Annotated in this window: 25 protein-coding genes; 18 read left to right on the plus strand and 7 right to left on the minus strand. The window is 65.8% G+C overall.

What is annotated here, in order from left to right; translation table 11 throughout:
• Positions 1 to 37: 37 nt before the first annotated feature.
• The 3 genes from J2T47_RS07525 to J2T47_RS07535 all read right to left on the minus strand — a co-directional run bounded on the left by J2T47_RS07525 (position 38) and on the right by J2T47_RS07535 (position 3,068).
• A complete protein-coding gene (locus J2T47_RS07525) occupies positions 38 to 1,693 on the minus strand; it encodes a cation acetate symporter (RefSeq protein WP_253444189.1) in 1,656 nt (551 codons plus the stop codon).
• Positions 1,690 to 2,001 carry a DUF485 domain-containing protein gene (locus J2T47_RS07530; protein WP_253444192.1) on the minus strand — a complete coding sequence of 104 codons (312 nt, stop codon included), beginning with the start codon at positions 1,999 to 2,001 and terminating at the stop codon, positions 1,690 to 1,692. Before J2T47_RS07530 ends, J2T47_RS07525 begins: the two co-directional genes overlap by 4 nt.
• A 212-nt stretch (positions 2,002 to 2,213) precedes the next feature.
• A complete protein-coding gene (locus J2T47_RS07535; RefSeq protein WP_253444195.1) occupies positions 2,214 to 3,068 on the minus strand; it encodes a glycine betaine ABC transporter substrate-binding protein in 855 nt (284 codons plus the stop codon).
• Positions 3,069 to 3,351: 283 nt separating this feature from the next.
• Here J2T47_RS07535 and J2T47_RS07540 point away from each other — a divergent pair, with 283 nt between their 5' ends.
• Entirely contained in the window at positions 3,352 to 3,573 is a 222-nt protein-coding gene (locus J2T47_RS07540) for a DUF2061 domain-containing protein (protein ID WP_253444199.1), read from the plus strand.
• Positions 3,574 to 3,647: 74 nt separating this feature from the next.
• Positions 3,648 to 5,207 (plus strand): beta (1-6) glucans synthase, encoded by a 1,560-nt coding sequence (locus tag J2T47_RS07545; protein WP_253444202.1) that lies wholly within the window; start codon positions 3,648 to 3,650, stop codon positions 5,205 to 5,207.
• Between the two features lies 1 nt (position 5,208).
• On the opposite strand, the gene J2T47_RS07550 is transcribed toward J2T47_RS07545, so the two are convergent.
• Positions 5,209 to 5,574: a hypothetical protein gene (locus J2T47_RS07550; protein ID WP_253444205.1), complete on the minus strand. Its 366-nt coding sequence runs from the start codon at positions 5,572 to 5,574 to the stop codon at positions 5,209 to 5,211.
• Positions 5,575 to 5,684: 110 nt separating this feature from the next.
• Between J2T47_RS07550 and J2T47_RS07555 the strand changes: the two genes are divergently transcribed.
• The 5 genes from J2T47_RS07555 to J2T47_RS07575 all read left to right on the plus strand — a co-directional run bounded on the left by J2T47_RS07555 (position 5,685) and on the right by J2T47_RS07575 (position 10,060).
• Positions 5,685 to 6,251, plus strand: coding sequence for a hypothetical protein (locus J2T47_RS07555; protein WP_253444208.1), 567 nt, complete (start codon positions 5,685 to 5,687; stop codon positions 6,249 to 6,251).
• 70 nt (positions 6,252 to 6,321) lie between these two features.
• The gene (locus J2T47_RS07560; RefSeq protein ID WP_253444211.1) at positions 6,322 to 6,807 is read left to right on the plus strand and encodes a GNAT family N-acetyltransferase; all 486 of its coding nucleotides are present in this window, start codon (positions 6,322 to 6,324) and stop codon (positions 6,805 to 6,807) included.
• A gap of 85 nt (positions 6,808 to 6,892) precedes the next feature.
• Positions 6,893 to 8,242 (plus strand): serine/threonine protein kinase, encoded by a 1,350-nt coding sequence (locus J2T47_RS07565; RefSeq protein WP_253444214.1) that lies wholly within the window; start codon positions 6,893 to 6,895, stop codon positions 8,240 to 8,242.
• Between the two features lie 4 nt (positions 8,243 to 8,246).
• Positions 8,247 to 9,059 (plus strand): MlaA family lipoprotein, encoded by an 813-nt coding sequence (locus J2T47_RS07570; protein WP_253444217.1) that lies wholly within the window; start codon positions 8,247 to 8,249, stop codon positions 9,057 to 9,059.
• A gap of 140 nt (positions 9,060 to 9,199) precedes the next feature.
• Positions 9,200 to 10,060: a pirin family protein gene (locus tag J2T47_RS07575; RefSeq protein WP_253444220.1), complete on the plus strand. Its 861-nt coding sequence runs from the start codon at positions 9,200 to 9,202 to the stop codon at positions 10,058 to 10,060.
• A gap of 77 nt (positions 10,061 to 10,137) precedes the next feature.
• Here the strand turns inward: J2T47_RS07575 and J2T47_RS07580 are convergent, their stop codons facing one another.
• Complete coding sequence (locus J2T47_RS07580; RefSeq protein WP_253445095.1) at positions 10,138 to 11,301, minus strand: patatin-like phospholipase family protein; 1,164 nt, start codon at positions 11,299 to 11,301, stop codon at positions 10,138 to 10,140.
• Positions 11,302 to 11,368: 67 nt separating this feature from the next.
• A complete protein-coding gene (locus J2T47_RS07585; protein ID WP_253444223.1) occupies positions 11,369 to 12,301 on the minus strand; it encodes a lipid A biosynthesis lauroyl acyltransferase in 933 nt (310 codons plus the stop codon).
• Positions 12,302 to 12,445: 144 nt separating this feature from the next.
• Between J2T47_RS07585 and minC the strand changes: the two genes are divergently transcribed.
• The 5 genes from minC to J2T47_RS07610 all read left to right on the plus strand — a co-directional run bounded on the left by minC (position 12,446) and on the right by J2T47_RS07610 (position 16,638).
• Positions 12,446 to 13,393, plus strand: a complete 948-nt coding sequence (gene minC, locus J2T47_RS07590) for a septum site-determining protein MinC (protein ID WP_253444226.1) — start codon at positions 12,446 to 12,448, stop codon at positions 13,391 to 13,393.
• A 61-nt stretch (positions 13,394 to 13,454) separates the two neighbouring features.
• Positions 13,455 to 14,270 (plus strand): septum site-determining protein MinD, encoded by an 816-nt coding sequence (gene minD / locus J2T47_RS07595; protein WP_017522034.1) that lies wholly within the window; start codon positions 13,455 to 13,457, stop codon positions 14,268 to 14,270.
• The gene (gene minE, locus J2T47_RS07600) at positions 14,267 to 14,521 is read left to right on the plus strand and encodes a cell division topological specificity factor MinE (RefSeq protein WP_045210300.1); all 255 of its coding nucleotides are present in this window, start codon (positions 14,267 to 14,269) and stop codon (positions 14,519 to 14,521) included. Before minD ends, minE begins: the two co-directional genes overlap by 4 nt.
• A gap of 77 nt (positions 14,522 to 14,598) precedes the next feature.
• Entirely contained in the window at positions 14,599 to 15,234 is a 636-nt protein-coding gene (locus J2T47_RS07605) for an RluA family pseudouridine synthase (protein ID WP_253444229.1), read from the plus strand.
• Between the two features lie 114 nt (positions 15,235 to 15,348).
• Positions 15,349 to 16,638, plus strand: coding sequence for a M18 family aminopeptidase (locus tag J2T47_RS07610; RefSeq protein WP_253444232.1), 1,290 nt, complete (start codon positions 15,349 to 15,351; stop codon positions 16,636 to 16,638).
• Between the two features lie 54 nt (positions 16,639 to 16,692).
• Here J2T47_RS07610 and J2T47_RS07615 read toward each other — a convergent pair whose 3' ends face one another.
• Entirely contained in the window at positions 16,693 to 17,409 is a 717-nt protein-coding gene (locus J2T47_RS07615; protein ID WP_253444235.1) for a UTRA domain-containing protein, read from the minus strand.
• Positions 17,410 to 17,734: 325 nt separating this feature from the next.
• On the opposite strand from J2T47_RS07615, the gene J2T47_RS07620 reads away from it, so the two are divergent.
• The 6 genes from J2T47_RS07620 to J2T47_RS07645 are packed head-to-tail and all read left to right on the plus strand — an operon-like array spanning position 17,735 to position 22,914.
• A complete protein-coding gene (locus J2T47_RS07620) occupies positions 17,735 to 18,793 on the plus strand; it encodes an ABC transporter substrate-binding protein (protein ID WP_253444238.1) in 1,059 nt (352 codons plus the stop codon).
• A gap of 55 nt (positions 18,794 to 18,848) precedes the next feature.
• A complete protein-coding gene (locus J2T47_RS07625) occupies positions 18,849 to 19,658 on the plus strand; it encodes an alkaline phosphatase family protein (protein WP_253444241.1) in 810 nt (269 codons plus the stop codon).
• Positions 19,655 to 20,497 (plus strand): ABC transporter permease, encoded by an 843-nt coding sequence (locus tag J2T47_RS07630; RefSeq protein WP_253444244.1) that lies wholly within the window; start codon positions 19,655 to 19,657, stop codon positions 20,495 to 20,497. The genes J2T47_RS07625 and J2T47_RS07630 overlap by 4 nt, the downstream gene beginning before the upstream one ends.
• Positions 20,481 to 21,269: an ABC transporter permease gene (locus J2T47_RS07635; protein WP_253444246.1), complete on the plus strand. Its 789-nt coding sequence runs from the start codon at positions 20,481 to 20,483 to the stop codon at positions 21,267 to 21,269. The genes J2T47_RS07630 and J2T47_RS07635 overlap by 17 nt, the downstream gene beginning before the upstream one ends.
• Positions 21,266 to 22,261: an ABC transporter ATP-binding protein gene (locus J2T47_RS07640; protein ID WP_253444249.1), complete on the plus strand. Its 996-nt coding sequence runs from the start codon at positions 21,266 to 21,268 to the stop codon at positions 22,259 to 22,261. Before J2T47_RS07635 ends, J2T47_RS07640 begins: the two co-directional genes overlap by 4 nt.
• Positions 22,261 to 22,914 (plus strand): HAD family hydrolase, encoded by a 654-nt coding sequence (locus tag J2T47_RS07645; protein WP_253444252.1) that lies wholly within the window; start codon positions 22,261 to 22,263, stop codon positions 22,912 to 22,914. Before J2T47_RS07640 ends, J2T47_RS07645 begins: the two co-directional genes overlap by 1 nt.
• Positions 22,915 to 22,973: the final 59 nt, after the last annotated feature.

Genomic DNA, 22,973 nt, shown 5'->3' on the forward strand with positions numbered 1-22,973 from the left:
GTCTCCACCTCCGGCCCCGGCAGGTTAGCTCAGGCTGTCAGTGGGCGGCTGCGCCACTGGCCCCCAGGCCGGTCTGCGAACGGATGAACTGCGGGAAGAAGCGCGCGCGCTCTTCGTCGGCAGCGGTCGACTTATCGGTGATGGAGAAGAACCAGATGCCGATGAAGGCCACGGCCATGGAGAACAGCGCCGGGTACTCGTACGGGTAGATGGCTTTCTCGTGACCGAGGATCTGTACCCAGATGGTCGGGCCGAGGATCATCAGGGTCACCGCGGTGATCAGGCCGAGCCAGCCGCCGATCTTCGCGCCACGGGTGGTCAGCTTCTTCCAGTACATGGAGAGCAGCAGCACCGGGAAGTTGCAGCTGGCAGCGATGGAGAAGGCCAGGCCGACCATGAAGGCGATGTTCTGCTTCTCGAACAGGATGCCGAGCACAATCGCGACTACGCCCAGGCACACGGTGGTGATCTTCGAGACGCGCAGTTCATCCTTCTCGTTGGCCTTGCCGCCCTTCAGCACGCTGGCGTACAGGTCGTGGGACACGGCCGAGGCGCCGGCCAGGGTCAGGCCGGCAACCACCGCGAGGATGGTGGCGAAGGCCACGGCGGAGATGAAGCCCAGGAACAGGCTGCCGCCCACGGCGTCGGCCAGGTGCACGGCCGCCATGTTGTTGCCGCCCAGCAGGGCGCCGGTGGCGTCCTTGAAGTCCGGGTTGGTGCTGACCAGCAGGATCGCGCCGAAGCCGATGATGAAGGTCAGGATGTAGAAGTAGCCGATGAAGCCGGTGGCGAAGAACACCGACTTGCGGGCTTCCTTGGCGTCACTGACGGTGAAGAAGCGCATCAGGATGTGCGGCAGGCCGGCGGTGCCGAACATCAGCGCGAAGCCCAGGGAGAACGCCGAGATCGGGTCCTTCACCAGGCCGCCGGGGCTCATGATCGACTCGCCTTTCGGGTGGACCTTGATGGCTTCGGAGAACAGGGTGCTGATGTCGAAGTTGACGTGCTTGAGCACCATGATCGCCATGAAGGTCGCGCCCGAGAGCAGCAGCACGGCCTTGATGATCTGTACCCAGGTGGTGGCGAGCATGCCGCCGAACAGCACGTACAGCACCATCAGGATGCCGACCAGCACCACCGCGACGTGGTAGTTCAGGCCGAACAGCAGCTCGATCAGCTTACCGGCGCCGACCATCTGCGCGATCAGGTAGAAGGCCACGACCACCAGCGAACCGCAGGCGGACAGGGTGCGGATGTCCTTCTGCTTGAGGCGGTAGGACGCCACGTCGGCGAAGGTGTACTTGCCCAGGTTGCGCAGGCGCTCGGCGATCAGGAAGAGGATGATCGGCCAGCCGACGAGGAAGCCGATGGAGTAGATCAGGCCGTCGTAGCCGGAGGTGAACACCAGCGCGGAAATGCCCAGGAAGGAGGCGGCGGACATGTAGTCGCCGGCGATTGCCAGGCCGTTCTGGAAGCCGGTGATGCTGCCGCCGGCGGTGTAGAAGTCCGCGGCGGACTTGCTGCGTTTGGAGGCCCAGTAGGTGATGCACAGGGTCAGGCCAACGAAGGCGACGAACATGACGATGGCGGAGATGTTCAGCGGCTGGCGCTGTACCTCACCGGTGAGGGCGTCAGCCCAGAGTGCGGGTGCGAACGCGGCCAGAGCGAGGGCCGCAGAAATTCGGCCTTTCATTGCTGGGCCTCCTTGAGGATTTCCTGGTTCATGCGGTCGAATTCGCCGTTCGCCCGGCGCACATAGATGCCGGTGAGCACGAAGGCAGAGAGGATCAGCCCGACGCCCATGGGAATGCCCCAGGTGACGGACGAATCGGCGCTGATCTTCGTTCCCAGCAACTGCGGCTGGAAGGCGATGAGCAGGATGAAGACCACGTACAGGCCCAACATGATCAGGGAGAGCAGCCAGGCGAATCGCTCGCGCTTGGCCACCAGCTCTTTGAAGCGCGGATTGGTATCAATCCGCTGGTAGATGCTGTCGTTCATTTTGTTCTTGTCCTCACAGCGGGGATGACGCGGATGTCGTCGATCCCTAATTTATTTGAGCGCTGCAAGGGCTCCAGACGACTTTAGTCGTAGCGTTTTGACAGGTATTGCGAACAAGCCCGGAATAGACGCTTCGGCATAAAAAAATCCCCCGCGAACAGGACCGTTCGCGGGGGATTTTTCTGTGTCGCGTGTGATGTGGCGCTAACCGATTACAGCCATTCCTTCACGCGATCAGGGTGTGCCTCGACCCATTTCTTGGCAGCCACTTCCGGCTTCTCGCCGTTCTGCACGGCGAGCATGACTTCGCCGATCTCCTGGCCGTCCTTCCACTGGAATTTCTTCAGGAAGGCCCAGACTTCCGGTGCCTTCTTCTCCAGCGCCGGGTTGGCGACGCTGTCGACGTGCTCTTCTTCGCCGTAGACCTTTTTCGGGTCTTCGAGGAACTTCAGTTTCCATTTGGCGAACATCCAGTGCGGGATCCAGCCGGTCACCGCAACGGCTTTCTTGTCGTTCTCCGCGCGGGTCAGCTCGGAGATCATGCCGCTGCCGGAACTGGCCACAAGCTTGTAGTCCAGGCCGTAGTCCTTGATCGCCTGGTCGGTCTTGAGCATCACTCCGGCGCCGGCGTCGATGCCGACGATACGGCCGCCGAAGTCATCCTTCTGCGCCTTGAGGTCTTCGATGCTGTTGGCTTTCACGTACTCGGGCACGATCAGGCCGATCTTCGCGCCCGGGTAGTTCACGCCCAGGTTGACCACCTTGTCCTTCATCTTCTCGTAGTAGGCACCGTGGGTGACCGGCAGCCAGGCCGAGAGCATGGCGTCGAGCTTGCCGCGCGCCACGCCCTGCCACATGATCCCGGCGGCCACCGGCATCAGCTTGACCTGGTAGCCGAGCTTCTCGCGCATGATCTCGGCGGCGACGTGCGTGGTCGCCACGCTGTCCGACCAGCCGTCCACGTAACCGATGGTGATTTCCGGCTTGGCCGCCGCACCGGCCAGCCCGGCAGCCGCCGACAGCACCAGCCCTGCGCCCAGGCCCAACAGGCGTCGCATCATTCGCATGGTTTTCTCCCCGTGATTTTATCGGCGCGCCTGGGCGAACCCGGCGCATTTCGCGGTCTTGGCCGCCCCTTCATGATCGGCGCACCCTGATGGCGAACTGCTCTGAGAGCGACGCCAAACGGTCCGATCCGCGACAGAACCCGTCCATCCACGACCGCGCCATTCCAGCCACGACCCCGCTGCCGGCCTATCGCCTCCATACAGAGGCTCGATTACCCGACGGGGTTCCCCGGCAGTAGTCTTTCAACAACGGAGAATCATTCTCGACTGGAGGATCGCCACCATGCTCAAGACCGTCACCTTCACCCTGATGCACTTCGCCATCGCCTTCAGCGTCGCCTACGCGCTGACCGGCAGCATCGCCGTGGGCGGCCTGGTGGCGGTGGTCGAGCCGCTGTGCAATGCGGTGGGCTTCCACTTCCACGAGAAATTCTGGAAGCGCATCGAAGGCAACACCGCGGGCGAATCGGCGCCGGCGCACAACTGGATTCACCGCCACGCCTGAGCGCCACCGGCAGGCACTGACGGCAGCCGGCGGCGTTGCTAAGATGCGCGCCTCGCCACGGTTCGCGTGCCCCCATGCCACAGTCCTCGCGCTTTCCGCTTCTCCCCTATTGCCTCGCCCTGCTGCTTGCCGTCATTGCCCTCTGCGGGCTCTGGTACGGCCTCGGCAAACCGGTGACCCTGCCCGACGCGGCCACGCCCACGCACAAGCTGCAATGCGCGTCCTACAGCCCGTTCGCCAAGGACCAGTCGCCCTTCGACCAGCCCTTTGTGCTGCGCCCGGAGCAGATGGACGCCGACCTGGCGCTGCTGGCGACGCGCTTCGACTGCGTGCGCACCTATTCCATGACCGGCCTGGAGGGCATCCCGGCGCTGGCCCGCAAGCACGGCCTGAAGCTGATGCTCGGCGCCTGGGTAAACGCCAACCCGGTGGATACCGAGCGTGAAGTCGCAGCGCTGATCAAGGCCGCCAACCAGTACCCGGACGTGGTCCAGGCGGTGATCGTCGGCAACGAGACCCTGCTGCGCAAGGAAGTCACCGGGCGCTATCTGGCCGGACTTATCCACAAGGTAAAGGCCCAGGTGCACCAGCCGGTAACCTATGCCGACGTCTGGGAGTTCTGGCACCAGCACCCGGAAATCGCTCCGGCGGTGGACTTCGTCACCATCCACCTGCTGCCCTACTGGGAAGACAACCCCAGCGGCATCGACGATGCCCTTGCCCACGTGGCGAAGATCCGCGAGGACTTCGGCCGCGAGTTCGCCCCCAAGGACATCCTCATCGGCGAGACCGGCTGGCCCAGCGAAGGCCGCCAGCGCGAGACCGCCCTGCCCAGCCGGGTCAACGAGGCACGCTTCATTCGCGGCTTCGTGCACATGGCCGAGGAGAAAGGCTGGCACTACAACCTGATCGAAGCCTTCGACCAGCCCTGGAAGCGCCAGAGCGAAGGCGCGGTGGGCGGCTACTGGGGCCTGTTCAGCGCCGACCGCGAGGAGAAAGGCGTGCTCGCCGGGCCGGTCAGCAACCTGCCGGGATGGCCGCTGTGGCTGGGGCTTTCCGGCGTGATCCTGCTTGGCGCTCTGCTGGTGGGCGGCCGCCCCGCCTCTGCCCGCAGTGCTTTCCTGTTGCCGCTGGCCGGCGCACTGGGCGCCGGCTGCATCGGCCTGTGGCTGGAGTTGTCGGTGATCACCAGCCGCTTCTGGGGCGAATGGCTCTGGGCGGCGCTGCTGACCGGCCTCAACCTGCTGGTGCTGCTGCACATCAGCCTGGCGCTGTCGGCCCGCGCGGGCTGGCGCTCGCAGGCGTTCGACGCCCTGCAACGCCGCGCCGGACTGTGGCTGGCAGCCGGCGGTTTCGCCGGCGCGGTACTGATGCTGGGGATGGTCTTCGATGCGCGCTACCGCAGCTTCCCCAGCGCGGCCCTGCTGTTCCCGGCGCTGGTCTACCTGTGCCGACCGGTTGCCGCGCCGCGCCGCGAAGCGCTTCTGCTGGCGCTGATCATCGCGGCAGGGATTCCCGCACAGCTGGCAATGGAAGGCTTGAGCAACCTTCAGGCACTGGGCTGGGCGGCGGTAAGCCTGCTCCTGCTGGCCGCGCTGTTGCGCGGGCTGCGCCCGGCAGGACGAAAGGCCTGACTCAGCGGGCCGGCGCGCGCACCAGGCGCAACCCGGCCAGCACCACGGCGAACACCGCGAGCCCGGCGTTGTACAGCACCAGCGCCGGCAGCGTGACCAGCATCGCCAGCATCGCCAGCCACCAGCCGGCCTGGCGCGGCACGAAGAAGGCCAGCAGCGAAAGCCCAAGCGCCAGCTTGCCGAACACGCCGAAGTGGATCGCCCAGCCCAGTTGCGAGCGCGCGCTGCACTCCCAGCGAGTGGCTTCGTCGGCGCAGATACCCACCCACCGACTGTCCTCCATCAGCCCGAAACGCAAGCCATAGCTGGCGGCCAGCCAGAGCGCCAGGGCGAGCAGCAGGAGGATCAGGGGCAAACGACGGGACATGGCGCCACTACTCCGGGAGGCGGGAAATCGGCGCCCAGCATAACCAGCGCCGGGGCCGATGCAAGAGGGGCCAAAGCCTGCTTAAACTTCCTGCACCCACGGAGCCTTCGATGAAGCGATCGACCCTGTTCCTGCTGGTCTGCGTGGCCACCAGCTTCTGGTGGCTGTGGCCGACCGAGCGCCTCCCAGCACCGCCGCCGCACAGCCAGGCCCTGCCCGCTGGCGGCTTGCGCGTCGAACGCTATTCCATCTACCCGCTGCAGGACTTCAGCATCGAAGCCCGCGTGCTCGGCCGCGAGGATTACCGCCTGGGCCGCGAGGCCGAGCTTTCCCCCACCGACCTGGCCCTGGGCTGGGGGCCGATGGATGATCCGAAGGTGCTGGCTGATATCCGCATCAGCCAGGGCAATCGCTGGTTCTACTGGCACGCCGACAAGCTGCCGATTCCCCGCCGCGAACTGGAAGCCCACGCCGCAAACATGCACATGATCCCGGCCAACGAGAGCGTCGCGCGCACCCTGGCCCAGGTCAGCGCCGGGGAGCACGTGCGCCTGTCCGGCAAGCTGGTGCGCGTGGAAGGCGACGACGGCTGGCGCTGGGTCAGCTCACTGACCCGCGAGGACACGGGCGCTGGCGCCTGTGAACTGATCTGGCTGGAAAGCCTGGAGCGCTACTGAGACGCTCCTGTTGCCAGCGGTGCAGGGCTTTGGGCATGCTCCGGGACATTCGCAGCACAAGGACCTTCCCATGCCCTGCGTCACCCTGCGCCCCGCCGTTCCCGACGACATCGCGCTGATACTCGAGCTGATCCGTGAACTGGCCGACTACGAAAAGCTGGTCCACGAGGTGAAGGCCGACGCCCGGCGCCTGCTCGATCACCTGTTCGGCCCGCGCCCCTATGCCGAGGTGCTGATCGGCGAAGTGGACGGCGAGCCCCAGGGGTTTGCGCTGTTCTTCCACAACTACTCGACCTGGCTGAGCCAGCCGGGCATCTACCTCGAAGACCTCTACGTGCGCCCTGCTGCGCGTGGCGCCGGCCTGGGCAAGGCGCTGCTCACCGAATTGGCGCGCCTGACCGTGGAGCGCGACTGCGGGCGCCTGGAGTGGTCGGTGCTGGACTGGAACGAACCCGCCCTCGGGTTCTACCGCAGCCTGGGCGCGCGCCCACAGGACGAATGGACCGTCTATCGTCTAACCGGCGATGCGTTGCATGACCTGGCGCGCAAGGACTGAAACGCATATCGCACTTGTGGGAAATGTGCTGGTCTTAATGCGCGGTCACCCTAGAGTTGGCCTCCTCTTGAAAGGACTCCGAACCATGACATTTCTGCGCCGCGTGGCCACCCTGATCGGCAGCCTCGCACTGGGACTCGCCGGGCCCGCTTTCGCCCGCGATGTGGATCAGGCCAGCTACGGCTACCCCTTGCTCAACCCGTTCGAGGCAACTATCGCCACCACTCCGCCGGAGCTGCGCCCGCAGTTGCCGACGGACGACGACATCCGCCAGTCGGACTACGCGCTCAAGCTGCGCCCGGAACGCGAGCACGAGCTGCCGAGCAACTTCTGGCCGGTGAAGAAGCTGCACTACCGCCTGGCCTGGCAGAATCACAAGGCGCCGCTGGTGTTCATCATCGCCGGCACCGGCGCCCACTACTCCAGCACCACCCCGGAGTACCTCAAGCGCCTGTTCTACAACGCCGGCTACCACGTGGTGCAACTGTCCTCGCCGACCAGCTGGGACTTCATGGTCGGCGCATCGCGCGTCGCCACGCCCGGCTACACGCCCGACGACGCCGATGACCTGTACCGGGTGATGCAGGCCGTGCGCGCGCAGCATCCGGACCTGCCCGTCAGCGACTACTACCTGACCGGCTACAGCCTCGGCGCCTTGCACGCAGCCTTCGTCAGCAAGCTCGACGAAACCCGCCGCAGCTTCAACTTCAAGCGCGTGCTGCTGCTCAACCCGCCAGTGAACCTCTACACCTCGGTGAGCAACCTCGACAAGCTGGTGCAGACCCAGGTCAAGGGCATCAACGACACCAACACCTTCTACCAGGTGGTGCTGGCCAAGCTGACCCGCTACTTCGAGCAGAAAGGCTACGTCGACCTCAACGACGCCTTCCTCTTCGACCTGCAACAGTCCAAGCAGCACCTCTCCAACGAGGAGATGGCCATGCTGATCGGCGCGGTGTTCCGCTTCTCCTCCGCCGACATCGCCTTCACTTCGGACCTGATCAACCGTCGCGGCCTGATCACCCCGCCCAAATACCCGATCACCGAAGGCACCAGCCTGACGCCCTTCTTCAAGCGGGCCATGCAGTGCGACTTCGAGTGCTACATGACCGACCAGCTGATGCCGCTGTGGCGCGCCAAGTACGACGGCGGCAGCCTGCCGCAGCTGGTCGACCAGGTCAGCCTGTACGGTGTCCAGGATTACCTGAAGGCGAGCCCGAAGATCGCCGTCATGCACAACGCCGACGACGTCATCCTCGGCCCGGGCGACATCGGCTTCCTGCGCCGGACCTTCGGCGACCGCCTGACGCTCTACCCGCGTGGCGGCCACTGCGGCAACCTCAACTACCGTGTGAACGCCCAGGACATGCTCGACTTCTTCAAGGGACAGGATGCCTCGGCCACCGGCATCGCCACCGCGCAGACAGGGAACTGACTCCATGCCACTTCGCCACTCCTGGACCCTCGCCCTGCTGCTGGCCTGCGGCCTCGCCCAGGCCGAGACGCCGCAACCCATAAAGACGCCGACCTCCACCGCCTTCGACATGGCGCCGGACGAAGACGGCTTCAAGCACCCGCTGGATGCGTTGAAGTTCAACCCCGGCCTCGACCAGCGCGAGTTCGAGCGCGCCACCTTCGATGCTCTCAACGTCTACGACCCCTGGGAGTCGTGGAACCGCCGGGTCTACCACTTCAACTACCGCTTCGACGAGTGGGTGTTCCTGCCCGTGGTCAACGGCTACGAGTACGTTACCCCGCGCTTCGTGCGCACCGGCGTGAGCAACTTCTTCAGCAACCTGGGCGAGGTGCCGACCCTGCTCAACAGCGTCGCCCAGCTCAAGGCCGAACGCGCGGCGAACAGCACCGCGCGGCTGCTGTTCAACACCATCCTCGGCATCGGCGGCCTGTGGGACCCGGCCACCGCCATGGGCCTGCCCAAGGTCAGCGAGGACTTCGGCCAGACCCTGGGCTACTGGGGCGTGTCGGAGGGCCCGTACCTGATGCTGCCGATCCTCGGCCCGTCCAACCTGCGCGACACCGGTGGGCTGGTCACCGACTTCATCGCCGCCCGCGAAGTGAATTACCTGGACTACTCCGACCTCAGCCGCGAGTACTGGGAACTGCCGGTGCTGGAGATCATCGACAAGCGCTACAGCAACAGCTTCCGCTACGGGCAGATGAACACGCCCTTCGAGTACGAGAAGCTGCGCTACTTCTACACCGAAGCCCGGCGCCTGCAGATCCAGGAGTGAGCCGCCACCGCCGCCTTCGGGCGGCTGTTTTCCTTCCGGCAAATCATCGAATTAATCGATAGCTAAGCCAAAAAACTCGCAACCATTCATCCATCATTTGGGACTAGGATGATCTCCATTCACAGATCAAGGAGGTCCCCATGACCCGTTTACGTACCGTGATCGACCAGCACATCGGCCACCCGGCCTCCGACGGCGCCGGCGTGCGCCTGACCCGCGTGATCGGCGGCCCCGGCATCGAGCGCTTCGATCCGTTCCTGATGCTCGACCAGTTCGACACGCAGAATCCCGACGACTACATCGCCGGCTTCCCGGCCCACCCGCACCGTGGCTTCGAGACCGTCACCTACATGCTCGAAGGGCGCATGCGCCACGAAGACCACCTGGGCAATAGCGGCCTGCTCAAGCCCGGCGGCGTACAGTGGATGACGGCCGCCCACGGCATCATCCACAGCGAGATGCCCGAGCAGGTGGAAGGGGCCATGCGCGGCTTCCAGCTGTGGCTGAACCTGCCGGCGAAGGACAAGCTGGCCCCGGCCGGCTACCGCGACATCGAGCCCGAGGACGTGCCGCGCGTGACGACGTCGAAAGGCGTGGGCGTGACCGTGATCGCCGGACGCTTCGACGACGGCGAGACCTCCATCGATGGCGCCGTGCAGCGCCCCGGCACCGAGCCGCACTACTACGACCTGGTGCTGCCGGCCGGCACGTCGGTGGCCCCGCGCATTCCGGCGGGTCATCGGGTGATGCTGTATGTCTACGAGGGATCACTGCAGGTGCCGGGCGAGCGCGGTGACGAAACCGTCGCCACCAACCGCCTGGTGCGCCTGGGCCAGGGCGACGAGATCCAGCTCTCCAGCGACAAGGGCGCACGCGTCCTGCTGCTGGCCGGCAAGCCGCTCGATGAACCGATCGTGCAGTACGGCCCGTTCGTGATGAACAGCCGCGAGGAGATCGAGCAGGCCCTGCGCGATTACCGCGATGGTGTCTTCGCGGTCTGAAGCCTTTCCGGCCCCCTGTAGGAGCGGGCCATGCCCGCGATCAGCGGACAAGGTCCGCTGTTACAGGCATCTGCGGTTTACAGCGACCAGTCTTCCATCCCCAGAAAGCGCGCGATCTCCGCGCGCTTTTCCATGGCATCGCGATACCCCAGTTCGATCAGCGCATTGCAGTAGCCCGGCTCGAACAGCAGGTAACTGAGCACGCCCGCCCCGCTCGCCCTGGTCGCCCCCGGTCCGCGCAGGAACAGGCGCAGCGGCTTGGGCAGCTCGTGGCGGTACTGCGCGGCGATCTCGTCCAGCGGCCGGCTCGGTGAAATCAGCAGCACATCCACCGGCGCCAGCCCCAGCGTCGCGCGGCGCGCCTCTTCGGGCACCAGCGAGCTGAGGAAATTGATGCGGTGCAGCAGTTCGATATCGCCTTCCAGACTGTCGATGAAGGTGCTGTTCAACAGGTGGATGCCCACCTGCGCCAGGCTCGGCGGCTGCCCGGTGCGGTAGGTGGCCACCTGCTCGTTGGCGCTGCCCACCGTGGGATTGCCGCTGACGCCGATCACCAGCACACGGTTGGCGCCCAGGTGCAGCGCCGGGCTGATCGGCGCCTGCTGGCGCACCGCGCCGTCGCCGAAGAACTCGCGGAGAATCTTCACTGGCCGGAACAGCAGGGGTATCGCCGAGCTGGCCAGCAGGTGCTCGATCTGCAGCCGCGTCGGCACGCCGATGCGACGGTGGCGCAGCCAGGGGTCGATGGTCGCGCGGCCCTGGTAGAAGGTCACTGCCTGTCCGGACTCATAGCCGAACGCAGTCACCGCCACTGCGCGCAGGTTGCGCCGGCGCACGGCGGCGGCGATGCCGGAGAGGTCCAGCTCGCGCTCGAGGAGGTAACGCAGCGGTGTGCTGTCGAGCAGCGCCACCGGCTCGCGCTTGCCCAGCCCCAGCAGGCTGTGGCCGAGAAACTTGAACGCCTGACTGACCACGCCGGGCCAGTCGGCTCGGTACACCTGCCCGGTGCGGAAGCCCTTCCAGACCTTGGTCAGGCGCTCCACCGCGCCGGTGAAGGACAGCGCACCACAGGCCAGCCCGACCGCATTGATGGCACCGGCGGAGGTGCCGACGATGACCGGAAAGGGGTTTTCCGCGCCCTCGGGCAGCAGTTCGGCGATGGCGGCCAGCACGCCGACCTGGTAGGCCGCCCGCGCGCCGCCACCGGAGAGGATCAGGCCAGTGACGGCTGGGGATTGCAGGGAAGGGGCGGAGTCGGTCACGGCAGGAGTCCTTGTCTCGTCGGTTCCAGCGTAGTCCGCCGACGCACTACTTCTTCTTGTCGTAGAGCTTGGGCTCGCCCTCGGGGCGGCTCTTGAAGCGGCGATGCGCCCAGAGGTACTGCTCGGGCTGGCGGCGAATCTCGCTTTCTACCCACTGGTTGATGCGCAGGCAATCGGCTTCTTCGCTTTCACCGGGAAAGTCTTCCAACGGTGGATGGATCGTCAGGCGATAGCCGGAACCATCGGCCAGGCGCGACTGAGTGAAAGGCAGCACCAGCGCGCGGCCCAGGCGGGCGAACTTGGTGGTGGCGGTAACGGTAGCCGCCTGGATGCCGAACAACGGCACGAACAGGCTCTGCTTGGCGCCGTAGTCCTGGTCCGGCGCGTACCAAATGGCGCGACCGGCGCGCAGCACCTTGAGCATGGCGCGCACATCCTCGCGCTCGATGGCGGTGGCGTCGGCGTTATGTCGCTCGCGACCGGTACGCTGGACGAAATCGAACACCGGGTTGTCGTGCTCGCGGTACATGCCGTCGATGGTCTGCACCTGGCCGAGCAGCGCTGCACCGATCTCCAGGGTGGTGAAGTGCATGGCCATGAGGATCACGCCCTTGCCTTCGGCCTCGGCCTTCTTCAGGTGCTCGATGCCTTCGATATGGGCGAGCCTGGCCAGTCGCGCCTTCGGCCACCACCAGCTCATGGCCATCTCGAAGAAGGCGATGCCGGTGGAAGCGAAGTTTTCCTTGAGCAGGCGCTTGCGCTGGGCGGCGGAGAGCTCCGGGAAGCACAGCTCCAGGTTGCGCGCGGCAATCGCCCGACGGCTGCCGACCACGCGGTACATCAGCGCGCCCAGCGCACGGCCCAGACCCAGCAGCATCGGGTACGGCAACTGCACCACCAGCCACAGCACGCCAAGGCCGAGCCAGAGCGGCCAATGGCGGGGATGGAGGAACTCACGGCGAAAGGTGGGGCGGTCCATGGAACTTTCCGGTCACGATCGAAGCCCGACATTCTACCTTGCCGACACGTCCGGCGCCTCCCGCGCGGCCTAGCCATCGGCCACGCTTGCGGCTGCCGGGGCGGTCCGCTATAAGTCCAACCATTTTGATGACGCAGTCCGACCATGAGCCAAGCTGACCTTCTCGACCAAGATCCCGTATTCCAGCTCAAGGGCAGCATGCTGGCCGTCACCGTTCTGGAACTGGCCCACAACGACCTGCCGCGCCTGGACCGCCAGCTCGCCGACAAGGTCGCCCAGGCGCCCAACTTCTTCCGCGACACTCCCCTGGTGCTGGCACTGGACAAGCTCCCCGACGGCGAAGGCCAGCTCGACCTGCAAGGCGTGCTGGACATCTGCCGCCGCCACGGCCTGCGCACCCTGGCAGTGCGCGCCAGCCGCGAGGAAGACATCCGCCTGGCCACCATGTTCGACATCCCGGTACTGCCGCCCTCGGGGTCCTCCCGCGAGCGCGCGGTCGAGCCCAAAGACGCCGTGCCGCAGGTGACCGGCGCCGCACCGGTACGTCGCCCGCGTGGAGAGAAGCTCTCCGAGAAGGTGGTCGAGCAGGCCGCCGGCGCAGGCGTGCAGGCCGAAAAACCGGCCGACCAGCCCGCCGCAGCCCCATCGGAGAAGTCCGCCGAGGTTGCCGTCCAGACCTCCGCCGAAGCGCCGGAAGCAGCCAAGGAAGAGGCTCCGGAAGCTGCACCGGAAAAACCGGCCGAGCCGCCGGCGCCGGTCGTCCGTCCGACCAAGCTGGTGACCACCCCGGTACGCGGCGGCGTGCAGATCTACGCCGCCGGCGGTGACCTGATCGTGCTCGCCCCCGTCAGCCCGGGTGCGGAACTTCTCGCCGACGGAAATATCCATGTGTACGGTCCGATGCGCGGTCGTGCCCTGGCCGGTGTCAAGGGCGACACCAGCGCGCGGATTTTCTGCCAGCAGCTGGCCGCGGAACTCGTGTCCATCGCTGGTAATTACAAGGTCGCCGAAGACCTTCGACGCAGTCCGCAATGGGGGCAGGCGGTGCACGTCAGCCTGTCGGGTGACGTGTTGAACATCACCCGCCTTTAACGGATACTGCCGCGACTTTCAGGGACCAGAATTCTTCGTTTTTTCTTTGGGGTGAATCACCTTGGCCAAGATCCTCGTAGTCACTTCCGGTAAGGGTGGCGTCGGTAAAACCACCACCAGCGCAGCCATCGGCACCGGCCTGGCCCTGCGCGGCCACAAGACCGTCATCGTCGACTTCGACGTAGGCCTGCGTAACCTCGACCTGATCATGGGCTGCGAACGCCGCGTGGTTTACGACTTCGTCAACGTCATCAACGGCGAAGCGACCCTCACCCAGGCCCTGATCAAGGACAAGCGCCTCGAGAACCTGTTCGTGCTGGCCGCCAGCCAGACCCGCGACAAGGACGCACTCACCCAGGAAGGCGTCGGCAAGGTCATCGAAGAACTCAAGCAGTCCTTCGACTACGTGATCTGCGACTCCCCGGCCGGCATCGAGAAGGGTGCCCACCTGGCCATGTACTACGCCGATGAGGCGATCGTCGTGACCAACCCGGAAGTATCCTCGGTCCGCGACTCCGACCGCATGCTCGGCCTGCTGGCCAGCAAATCCGCCCGCGCCGAGAAAGGCGAGGACGCGATCAAGGAACACCTGCTGCTGACCCGCTACAACCCCGAGCGCGTCACCAAGGGCGAAATGCTCGGCGTCGAGGACGTCGAGGAAATCCTGGCCATCCGTCTGCTCGGCGTGATCCCGGAATCCCAGGCGGTGCTCAAGGCATCCAACCAGGGTGTACCGGTCATCCTCGACGAAGAAAGCGATGCCGGCCAGGCGTACAGCGACGCCGTCGAGCGACTGCTGGGCAAAGAAATGCCCCACCGTTTCCTCGACGTGCAGAAGAAAGGATTCCTGCAACGACTGTTCGGAGGACGTGAATGAGCCTTTTAGATTTCTTCCGCAGCCGGAAAGCGCAAAACAGCGCCTCGATCGCGAAAGAAAGACTCCAGATCATCGTCGCCCATGAGCGCGGCAACCGTTCGCAACCGGACTACCTCCCGCAGCTGCAGAAAGACCTGCTGGAAGTGATCCGCAAATACGTGCCAATCGACCAGGAACAAGTCCAGGTCGAGCTGGCCAACCAGGGCAGCTGTTCGATCCTGGAACTCAACATCACCCTGCCGGAGCGTTGATCCGGCCCGGGTGAATCTGCGGCGGCTTCGGCCGCCGCAGTCGTTTCTGTCTCACTTACTTTTGCGTACGAGCTTCCATGCCGCTTTCCCAGATCGAATTCGTCCACGAGGACGCCGCCCTGCTGGTGGTGAACAAGCCCACCCTGTTGCTCTCCGTGCCCGGCCGCGCGGACGACAACAAGGACTGCCTGATCACCCGTCTGCAGGAGAACGGCTACCCGGAGGCGCGCATCGTCCACCGCCTGGACTGGGAAACCTCCGGCCTGATCGTGCTGGCTCGCGACGCCGACAGCCACCGCGAGCTGTCCCGCCAGTTCCACGACCGCGAGACCGAGAAGGCCTACACCGCGCTGTGCTGGGGCGAGCCGGCACTGGACAGCGGCCGCATCGAAGCGCCGCTGCGCTACGACCCGCCGACCAAGCCACGCCACGTGGTCGACTTCGAGCTGGGCCGGCATGCGCTGACCTTCTGGCGCGTCATGGAGCGCCACGGCAACTGGAGCCGCGTCGAGCTCACGCCGATCACCGGCCGCTCGCACCAGCTGCGGGTGCACATGCTGACCATCGGCCACCCACTGCTGGGTGACCGCCTGTATGCCGAAGGCGAAGCTCTGGAGCTGCGCGACCGCCTGTGCCTGCACGCCAGCATGCTGGCCCTGACCCATCCGCAGACCGGCGAGCGCCTGCGCTTCGAGTCGCCCGCGCCGTTCTGACCGTTTCTGGTCGGCGTGCAACCGTGGACGGTTGTACGCCCGACGCCCTGTCCCCAGGCCGCAGATTCGCGCATTTACGTTAAACTTCCGGCCATTCGCTGTCCGGAGTTACCCATGCGTACAGAACTCAACCAGGGCCTGATCGATTTCCTCGCGGCCTCCCCCACTCCCTTCCACGCCACCCAGGCCCTCGCCCTGCGTCTCGAAGAGGCCGGCTACCAGCGCCTGGACGAGCGCGACGCCTGGCGCACCGAAGCCGGTGGCCGCTACTACGTCACCCGCAACGACTCCTCGCTGATCGCCTTCAAGCTCGGCACCGCGCCGCTGCTGGAGAATGGCCTGCGCCTGGTCGGCGCGCACACCGACAGCCCCTGCCTGCGCGTCAAGCCGAACCCCGAGCTGGTGCGCAACGGCTACTGGCAGCTGGGCGTCGAAGTCTACGGCGGTGCGCTGTTCGCCCCCTGGTTCGACCGCGACCTGTCCCTGGCCGGTCGTGTTACTTTCCGCCTGGCCGGCAAGGTCGAGAGCAAGCTGATCGACTTCCGGGCGCCCATCGCGGTGATCCCGAACCTGGCGATCCACCTCAACCGCGAAGCGAACCTGGGCTGGTCGATCAACGCGCAGACCGAACTGCCGCCGATCCTCGCCCAGGTCGCCGCTGGCGAGACCCGCGACTTCCGCGACCTGCTCGGCGAACAGCTGCAACTGGAGCACGGCATCACCGCCGACGCCATCCTCGACTATGAGCTGAGCTTCTACGACACCCAGCGCGCCGCCGTGATCGGCCTCGACCAGGCCTTCATCGCCGGCGCCCGCCTGGACAACCTGCTGTCCTGCTTCGCCGGCTTGCAGGCCCTGCTGGGCAGCAGCGACGAGCAGAGCGGCGTGCTGGTCTGCACCGACCACGAAGAAGTGGGTTCCTGCTCCGCCTGCGGCGCCGACGGCCCGTTCCTGGAGCAGGTGCTGCGCCGCCTGCTGCCCGAGGGCGATGCCTTCACCCGTACCGTGCAGCGCTCGCTGCTGGTCTCCGCCGACAATGCCCACGGCGTACACCCGAACTACGCCGACAAGCACGACGGCAACCACGGCCCGAAGCTCAATGGCGGCCCGGTGATCAAGATCAACAGCAACCAGCGCTACGCCACCAACAGCGAGACCGCCGGTTTCTTCCGCCACCTGTGCCTGGAAAACGAAGTGCCGGTGCAGAGCTTCGTGACCCGCAGCGACATGGGTTGCGGCTCCACCATCGGCCCGATCACCGCCAGCCAGATCGGCGTGCGCACCGTCGACATCGGCCTGCCGACCTTCGCCATGCACTCCATCCGCGAGCTGGCCGGCAGCCAGGACCTGCACTACCTGGCCAAGGTCCTCAGCGCCTTCTACGACAGCGCCGACCTGCCCTGACCCGAGCGCCCGGCAAAAGCCGGGCGTTTTTCTTCCCGCACTCCGCTCCTGCAATCAATCCGGCACTTCCACGCTGACGTGGATGGCATCGTGCCGCCAGAACTCCAGATCGCAATCGATGATGCGCCCGTGCTGGTCGCCGTTGATGCGGGTGATGCGCAGCGCCGGGCTGCCCTCGGCGACACGCAGCACGCTGGCCGCCTCGCCGTGCAGGGCGGTGGGCACCATGTCGAAGCGCACGCGGCCGTAGCGGATGTCATAACGGCTGGCATACAGCTCGGTCAGTGAGCAGGTCAGGTCGCTGTCGAGAATGCCGGGGAAGTACGCCGGGTTGAGGTAATGCTCGACGTAGAGCACCAGCCGCCCATCCACCCGCCGCACCCGGCGGATCTGGTAGACGCTGGATAGCGCCGGGAGCTCCAGCAGCTCGCAGATCGCCGCACTGGCGGGAATCTGCCGGGCCGACAGCACCTCGGTTGCCGGCACACGGCCCTGGCCTTCGACCATGGCGTGGTAGTGGCTGCGCACCAGCGGGTTGTACAGCAGGCGCGGTGGCGAGACGAACCAGCCGCGGCGTTCCTCGCGGTAGATCAGCCCCTGGGCCTCCAGTTGCCCCAGCGCCTCGCGCAGGGTGATTCGCGTGGTGTCGAACAACTCGCTCAGCTTGCGCTCGGCCGGCAGCTTGCCGCCAGCGCTGAGCAGGCCGCTGTCGATCTGCTCGATGAGTGCGCGGCAGATCGCCGTGACCGTGGGTAGCGCCGTATCGCGCATTCGATTCCCTCTTTTGGACTAGTCCAGCCCCAGAACAGGGCATTACTTTCCCCTGACGGGGTGCGGTCATCCTAGAAAAGCCCCATGACCGTCCCGTGACACTGCCTTTGCAAGCAGCGCCCATGCCAGTTAACGACACCAGCGTAGCCCAGGCGGATCAAGGCGTTGGCGATGGTCTACGCTTTTTCCCTACGACCCGCCGGCAGCTCAAGGCCGGGCCGGCGCGCCTGGGGCTTACATCAAACTGTCATCCGCCCCGCTTAGATTGGCCTGCGTCTTGCTGATCTAGACCACGCTTGAAATCACCGAACCGAAGGAGCACCGAATGAAACGCTTGCTTGCTTCACTGCTGGGATCGGCCATTGCCTTGGGCAGCGGCCTCGCCATGGCGGCCACCGCCGATCTGCAATCGCTGGAAGCCGCCGCCCGCAAGGAAGGCCAGGTCAACAGCGTGGGCATGCCCGACAGCTGGGCGAACTGGAAGGACACCTGGAAGGACCTGGAAAGCAAGTACGGCCTCAAGCACATGGACACCGACATGAGCTCGGCCCAGGAGCTGGCCAAGTTCAAGGCCGAGAAGGAAAACGCCAGCGCCGACATCGGCGACGTCGGTGCCGCCTTCGGCCCGATCGCCATGCAGATGGACGTCAGCCAGCCCTACAAGCCCAGCACCTGGGACCAGGTCCCGGAATGGGCCAAGGACAAGGATGGCCACTGGGCGCTCGCCTATACCGGCACCATCGCCTTCATCGTCAACAAGCAACTGGTGAAGGACGTCCCGCACAGCTGGGCCGACCTGCTCAAGGGCAAGTACAAGGTCACCATCGGTGACGTCAGCGCCGCCGCCCAGGCCGTCAACGGCGTGCTGGCCGCAAGCATCGCCAACGGCGGCGACGAGAAGAACATCAAGCCGGGCCTGGAGTTCTTCGCCCAGCTGGCCAAGCAGGGTCGCCTGTCGCTGACCAACCCGGTGATCAACACCCTGGAGAAGGGTGAAGTGGAAGTCGGCATCGTCTGGGACTTCAACGGCCTGAGCTACCGTGACCAGATCGACCCGTCGCGCTTCGAGGTGCTGATCCCCTCCGATGGCTCGGTGATCTCCGGCTACACCACCATCATCAACAAGTACGCGAAGAACCCGAACGCCGCCAAGCTGGCCCGCGAGTACATCTTCAGCGATGCCGGGCAGATCAACCTGGCCAAGGGCAATGCCCGGCCGATCCGCGCCGAGCACCTGACCCTGCCGGCCGACGTGAAGGCCAAGCTGCTGCCCAACGAGCAGTACGCCAAGGCCCAGCCGATCAAGGACCCCAAGGCCTGGGAAGAGACCTCCAAGCGTCTGCCGCGGCTGTGGCAGGAAAACGTCATCATCAACATGCAATGACGCCCAGCCGCCCCGGTTCGCCGGGGCGGCCGCGCTTCAACGAAGGCCCCGCCCCATGCGCCACGACGTCATCCTGGTCGTCCTCGACGGCCTCAACTACAGCGTCGCCCACGACTGCATGGGCCACCTGCAGGCCCTGTGCAACGCCGGCCGCGGCCAGCTCTACCGCCTGGAGTGCGAGCTGCCCTCGCTGTCGCGCCCGCTGTACGAATGCATCCTCACCGGCGTGCGCCCCATCGACAGCGGCATCCTGCACAACGACGTGTCCCGCCTGTCCAACCAGCGCAGCCTGTTCCACTACGCCCGCGATGCCGGCCTGACCACCGCGGCGGCGGCGTACAACTGGGTCAGCGAGCTGTACAACCGCACGCCTTTTGATCCGGCGCGCGACCGGCATACCGACGACGAATCCCTGCCGATCCAGCACGGCCACTTCTACTGGACCGACCACTATCCCGACTCGCACCTGTTCACCGACGCCGAGTCGCTGCGCCGCCGGCATGCGCCGAACTGCCTGCTGGTGCACCCGATGAACATCGACGACGCCGGACACAAGCACGGCCTGGGCACGCCGCAATACCGCAACAGCGCGCGCCACGTCGACATCATCCTCTCCGAATACCTGCACCAGTGGCTGGCTGCCGGCTACCAGGTGATGGTCACCGCCGACCACGGCATGAACGACGACCGCAGCCACGGCGGCATTCTCCCCGAGGAGCGCGAAGTGCCGCTGTTCGTCTTCGGCGAGGCGTTCAGCCTCGATGACCAGGCGCGCCCGCGCCAGGTCGAACTCTGCGGCACGCTCTGCGAAATCCTCGGCGCCGCCCACGACAAACCGCTCTGCCGGGAGTTGCTCAAGGCATGAGATCGAACACCGGGAAACTCTTCGCCCTGCTCTGCCTGCTGCCCTTCGCGCTGTTCTTCTTCGCCTTCCAGCTCGCGCCGCTGCTGTGGGTGATGATCAACAGCGTGCGCACCGGCGACGGCTGGGGCCTGGCCAACTTCAGCGAGATATTCGGCTCGCCCTTCTACCGGCAGGCGATCCGCTACAGCCTGGAGATTTCTGTCTGGTCGAGCCTGATCGGCTTGTTCATCGCCATCCTCGGCAGCTACTCGCTGCGCCAGGTGGACAGCAAATTGCGCGACTTCGTGATGGCCTTCGCCAACATGACCAGCAACTTCGCCGGGGTACCGCTGGCCTTCGCCTTCATCATCATCCTGGGCTTCAACGGCGCCATCACGCTGCTGCTGAAACAGGCGGGGATCATCGAGGACTTCAACCTCTATTCGAAGACCGGCCTGATCATCCTCTACACCTACTTCCAGATCCCCCTGGGGGTGATGCTGCTCTACCCGGCCTTCGACGCCCTGCGCGAGGACTGGCGCGAATCCGCAGCCCTGCTGGGCGCGAGCCAGTGGGCGTTCTGGCGGCACATCGGCATCCCGGTGCTGACCCCTGCACTGCTGGGCACCTTCGTCATCCTGCTGGCCAACGCGCTGGGCGCCTACGCCACGGTCTACTCGCTGACCACCGGCAACTTCAACGTGGTGCCGATCCGCATCGCCGGGCTGGTGTCGGGCGACGTGTTCCTCGACCCGAACATGGCCAGTGCGCTGGCGATGGTGCTGGTCGGCCTGATGAGCATCATTACCCTGGCCCACCAGTGGCTGCTGCGCCGGAGCTACCATGTCGCGAAACGCTAGCCCCCTGTACCACCGCGTGGTGGTCTACGCGCTGTTCCTGATCCTGCTGGTGCCGCTGGCCGCCACCCTGCTCTATTCGCTGGCCACCTCGTGGAGCGCCAGCGTGCTGCCGGACGGGCTGACCCTGAAGTGGTTCCTGACCCTGTGGAGCGACCCGCGCTTCCTCGTCGCCTTCGGCCAGTCGCTGCTGGTGTGCTTTGGCGCACTGATCCTCAGTGTGGTGCTGGTGCTGCCGCTGATGTTCGTCATCCACTACTACTTCCCGCGCCTGGATGCGCTGATGAACGTACTGATCCTGCTGCCCTTCGCAGTGCCGCCGGTGGTGTCGTCGGTCGGCCTGCTGCAGCTCTATGCCTCGGGACCGGTGCCCATCGTGGGCACGCCGTGGATCCTCATCGGCTGCTACTTCACCATCGCCCTGCCCTTCATGTACCGGGCGATCAGCAACAACCTGCAGGCGATCAACCTGCACGACCTGATGGACGCTGCCCACCTGCTCGGCGCCAGCACCTGGCAGGCCGCCCTGCTGGTAGTGCTGCCGAACCTGCGCAAGGGCCTGATGGTGGCGCTGTTCCTGTCCTTCAGCTTCCTCATCGGCGAGTTCGTGTTCGCCAACCTGCTGGTGGGCACCCGCTACGAAACGCTGCAGGTGTTCCTCAACAACATGCGCAACAGCAGCGGCCACTACACCAGCGCGGTGGTGGTCTCCTACTTCCTCTTCGTCCTGCTGCTCACCTGGGCGGCCAACCGTTTAAGCAAGGACAAGGCATGAGCTTCCTCAGCGTCGAGACACTGAACAAGAGCTACGGCAGCACCACGGTGTTCCAGGACATCGACTTTGCCGCCGAGCGCGGCGAGTTCGTCACCCTGCTCGGCCCCAGCGGCTGCGGCAAGTCCACCCTGCTGCGCTGCATCGCCGGCCTGACCGCGGTGGACAGCGGGCGCATCCTGCTGGACGGCGACGACATCGTGCCCAGGAGCCCGCAGAAGCGCGGCATCGCCATGGTGTTCCAGAGCTACGCGCTGTTCCCCAACATGACCGTGGAACAGAACGTCGCCTTCGGCCTGCGCATGCAGAAAGTGCCTGCTGCGGAGTCCGCCCAGCGCGTGCGCGAGGCGCTGGAAATGGTCGAGCTCGGCCCGCTGGCCGCGCGCTATCCGCACCAGCTGTCCGGTGGCCAGTGCCAGCGCGTCGCCCTGGCCCGCTCGCTGGTCACCCGCCCGCGCCTGCTGCTGCTCGACGAACCGCTATCGGCGCTGGATGCGCGCATCCGCAAGCACCTGCGCGAGCAGATCCGGCGCATCCAGCAGGAGCTGAAACTGACCACGGTGTTCGTCACCCACGACCAGGAAGAAGCGTTGACGCTGTCCGACCGCATCGTGCTGATGAATGCCGGGCGCATCGTCCAGAGCGGCGACGCCGAGACGCTCTACACCGCGCCGGAAAACGCCTTCGCCGCCGGTTTCATCGGCAACTACAACCTCCTCGACGCGGCCCAGGCGACCCGGTTGCTGGACCGCCCGTTCCGCCAGCAGGTGGCGATCCGCCCCGAGTCCCTGCGCCTGAGCGTGGAGCCGGGCGAAGGCATCCCGGTTCGGGTACTCTCCCACAGCCTGCTGGGCAACGTGATCCGCTACCGGGTCGACGCCAGTGGCGTCGAGCTGACCGTAGACGTCCTCAACCGCAGCGCCGAGCGCCTGTACCCGGCCGGCACTCCGCTCGGCCTGCAAATCGACATTGAAAGCATTCGGGAGGTGGCCTGATGGCCCTGGTGATATTCGACCTCGACGACACCCTGATCGACGGCGACTGCGCGAGCCTGTGGGCCCGGCGCATGGCCGATCTGGGCTGGGTGGACGCGGAGTCGTTCCTCAAGCGTGACGCCGAGCTGATGGCGCAGTACGCGCAGGGCAAGCTGCCCATGGAGGCCTACATGGCCTTCGCCCTGGAGCCGATGGCCGGGCGCAGCGTGGACGAGATCGAGCGCGAGGTGGCAACCTTCGTCGAAGACGTAATCGAACCGCTGATCCACAGCGACGCCTGCGCCACCCTGGCCCGCCACCGCGAGGCTGGCGACCGTCCGCTGGTGATCTCCGCCTCGGGCGTGCACCTGGTGCAGCCCATCGCCGAACGCATCGGCATCGACGAAGTGCTGGCCATCGACCTGGAAGTGCTCAACGGCCACTACACCGGCCGCACCGTGGGCGTGCTGACCTACCGCGAAGGCAAGGTGCTGCGCCTGCTCGACCTGCTCGAAGGCGACGACAGCCCGCTGGCCGAGGCGCACTTCTACTCCGACTCGCGCAACGACCTGCCGCTGCTCAAGCTGGTGGGCCACCCACACGTGGTGAACGCCGACCCGGTGCTGCTGGAACATGCGCAGAAGATGGGCTGGGATGTACTGAGCTGGAAGTGAGTCCTTCAGCGACAGGAGAGTTCTGCAGAAAAAAAGGGCCGCATCAGCGGCCCTTTTCA

This window comes from Pseudomonas nitroreducens, assembly GCF_024170165.1.
In the GTDB taxonomy this organism is placed as follows: domain Bacteria; phylum Pseudomonadota; class Gammaproteobacteria; order Pseudomonadales; family Pseudomonadaceae; genus Pseudomonas; species Pseudomonas nitroreducens_C.

What these genes read in the sequence shown, in the direction of transcription:
- J2T47_RS07530 (WP_253444192.1), bottom strand. Translation starts at nt 2,001, where the DNA reads ATGAACGACAGCATCTACCAGCGGATTGATACCAATCCGCGCTTCAAA.
- J2T47_RS07640 (WP_253444249.1), top strand. Translation starts at nt 21,266, where the DNA reads ATGAGCTTCCTCAGCGTCGAGACACTGAACAAGAGCTACGGCAGCACC.
- J2T47_RS07570 (WP_253444217.1), top strand. Translation starts at nt 8,247, where the DNA reads ATGCCACTTCGCCACTCCTGGACCCTCGCCCTGCTGCTGGCCTGCGGC.
- J2T47_RS07545 (WP_253444202.1), top strand. Translation starts at nt 3,648, where the DNA reads ATGCCACAGTCCTCGCGCTTTCCGCTTCTCCCCTATTGCCTCGCCCTG.
- J2T47_RS07610 (WP_253444232.1), top strand. Translation starts at nt 15,349, where the DNA reads ATGCGTACAGAACTCAACCAGGGCCTGATCGATTTCCTCGCGGCCTCC.
- J2T47_RS07560 (WP_253444211.1), top strand. Translation starts at nt 6,322, where the DNA reads ATGCCCTGCGTCACCCTGCGCCCCGCCGTTCCCGACGACATCGCGCTG.
- minE (WP_045210300.1), top strand. Translation starts at nt 14,267, where the DNA reads ATGAGCCTTTTAGATTTCTTCCGCAGCCGGAAAGCGCAAAACAGCGCC.
- J2T47_RS07535 (WP_253444195.1), bottom strand. Translation starts at nt 3,068, where the DNA reads ATGCGAATGATGCGACGCCTGTTGGGCCTGGGCGCAGGGCTGGTGCTG.
- minC (WP_253444226.1), top strand. Translation starts at nt 12,446, where the DNA reads ATGAGCCAAGCTGACCTTCTCGACCAAGATCCCGTATTCCAGCTCAAG.
- J2T47_RS07525 (WP_253444189.1), bottom strand. Translation starts at nt 1,693, where the DNA reads ATGAAAGGCCGAATTTCTGCGGCCCTCGCTCTGGCCGCGTTCGCACCC.
- J2T47_RS07585 (WP_253444223.1), bottom strand. Translation starts at nt 12,301, where the DNA reads ATGGACCGCCCCACCTTTCGCCGTGAGTTCCTCCATCCCCGCCATTGG.
- J2T47_RS07575 (WP_253444220.1), top strand. Translation starts at nt 9,200, where the DNA reads ATGACCCGTTTACGTACCGTGATCGACCAGCACATCGGCCACCCGGCC.
- J2T47_RS07635 (WP_253444246.1), top strand. Translation starts at nt 20,481, where the DNA reads ATGTCGCGAAACGCTAGCCCCCTGTACCACCGCGTGGTGGTCTACGCG.
- J2T47_RS07645 (WP_253444252.1), top strand. Translation starts at nt 22,261, where the DNA reads ATGGCCCTGGTGATATTCGACCTCGACGACACCCTGATCGACGGCGAC.
- J2T47_RS07565 (WP_253444214.1), top strand. Translation starts at nt 6,893, where the DNA reads ATGACATTTCTGCGCCGCGTGGCCACCCTGATCGGCAGCCTCGCACTG.
- J2T47_RS07540 (WP_253444199.1), top strand. Translation starts at nt 3,352, where the DNA reads ATGCTCAAGACCGTCACCTTCACCCTGATGCACTTCGCCATCGCCTTC.
- J2T47_RS07555 (WP_253444208.1), top strand. Translation starts at nt 5,685, where the DNA reads ATGAAGCGATCGACCCTGTTCCTGCTGGTCTGCGTGGCCACCAGCTTC.
- J2T47_RS07615 (WP_253444235.1), bottom strand. Translation starts at nt 17,409, where the DNA reads ATGCGCGATACGGCGCTACCCACGGTCACGGCGATCTGCCGCGCACTC.
- J2T47_RS07625 (WP_253444241.1), top strand. Translation starts at nt 18,849, where the DNA reads ATGCGCCACGACGTCATCCTGGTCGTCCTCGACGGCCTCAACTACAGC.
- J2T47_RS07630 (WP_253444244.1), top strand. Translation starts at nt 19,655, where the DNA reads ATGAGATCGAACACCGGGAAACTCTTCGCCCTGCTCTGCCTGCTGCCC.
- J2T47_RS07550 (WP_253444205.1), bottom strand. Translation starts at nt 5,574, where the DNA reads ATGTCCCGTCGTTTGCCCCTGATCCTCCTGCTGCTCGCCCTGGCGCTC.
- J2T47_RS07620 (WP_253444238.1), top strand. Translation starts at nt 17,735, where the DNA reads ATGAAACGCTTGCTTGCTTCACTGCTGGGATCGGCCATTGCCTTGGGC.
- J2T47_RS07605 (WP_253444229.1), top strand. Translation starts at nt 14,599, where the DNA reads ATGCCGCTTTCCCAGATCGAATTCGTCCACGAGGACGCCGCCCTGCTG.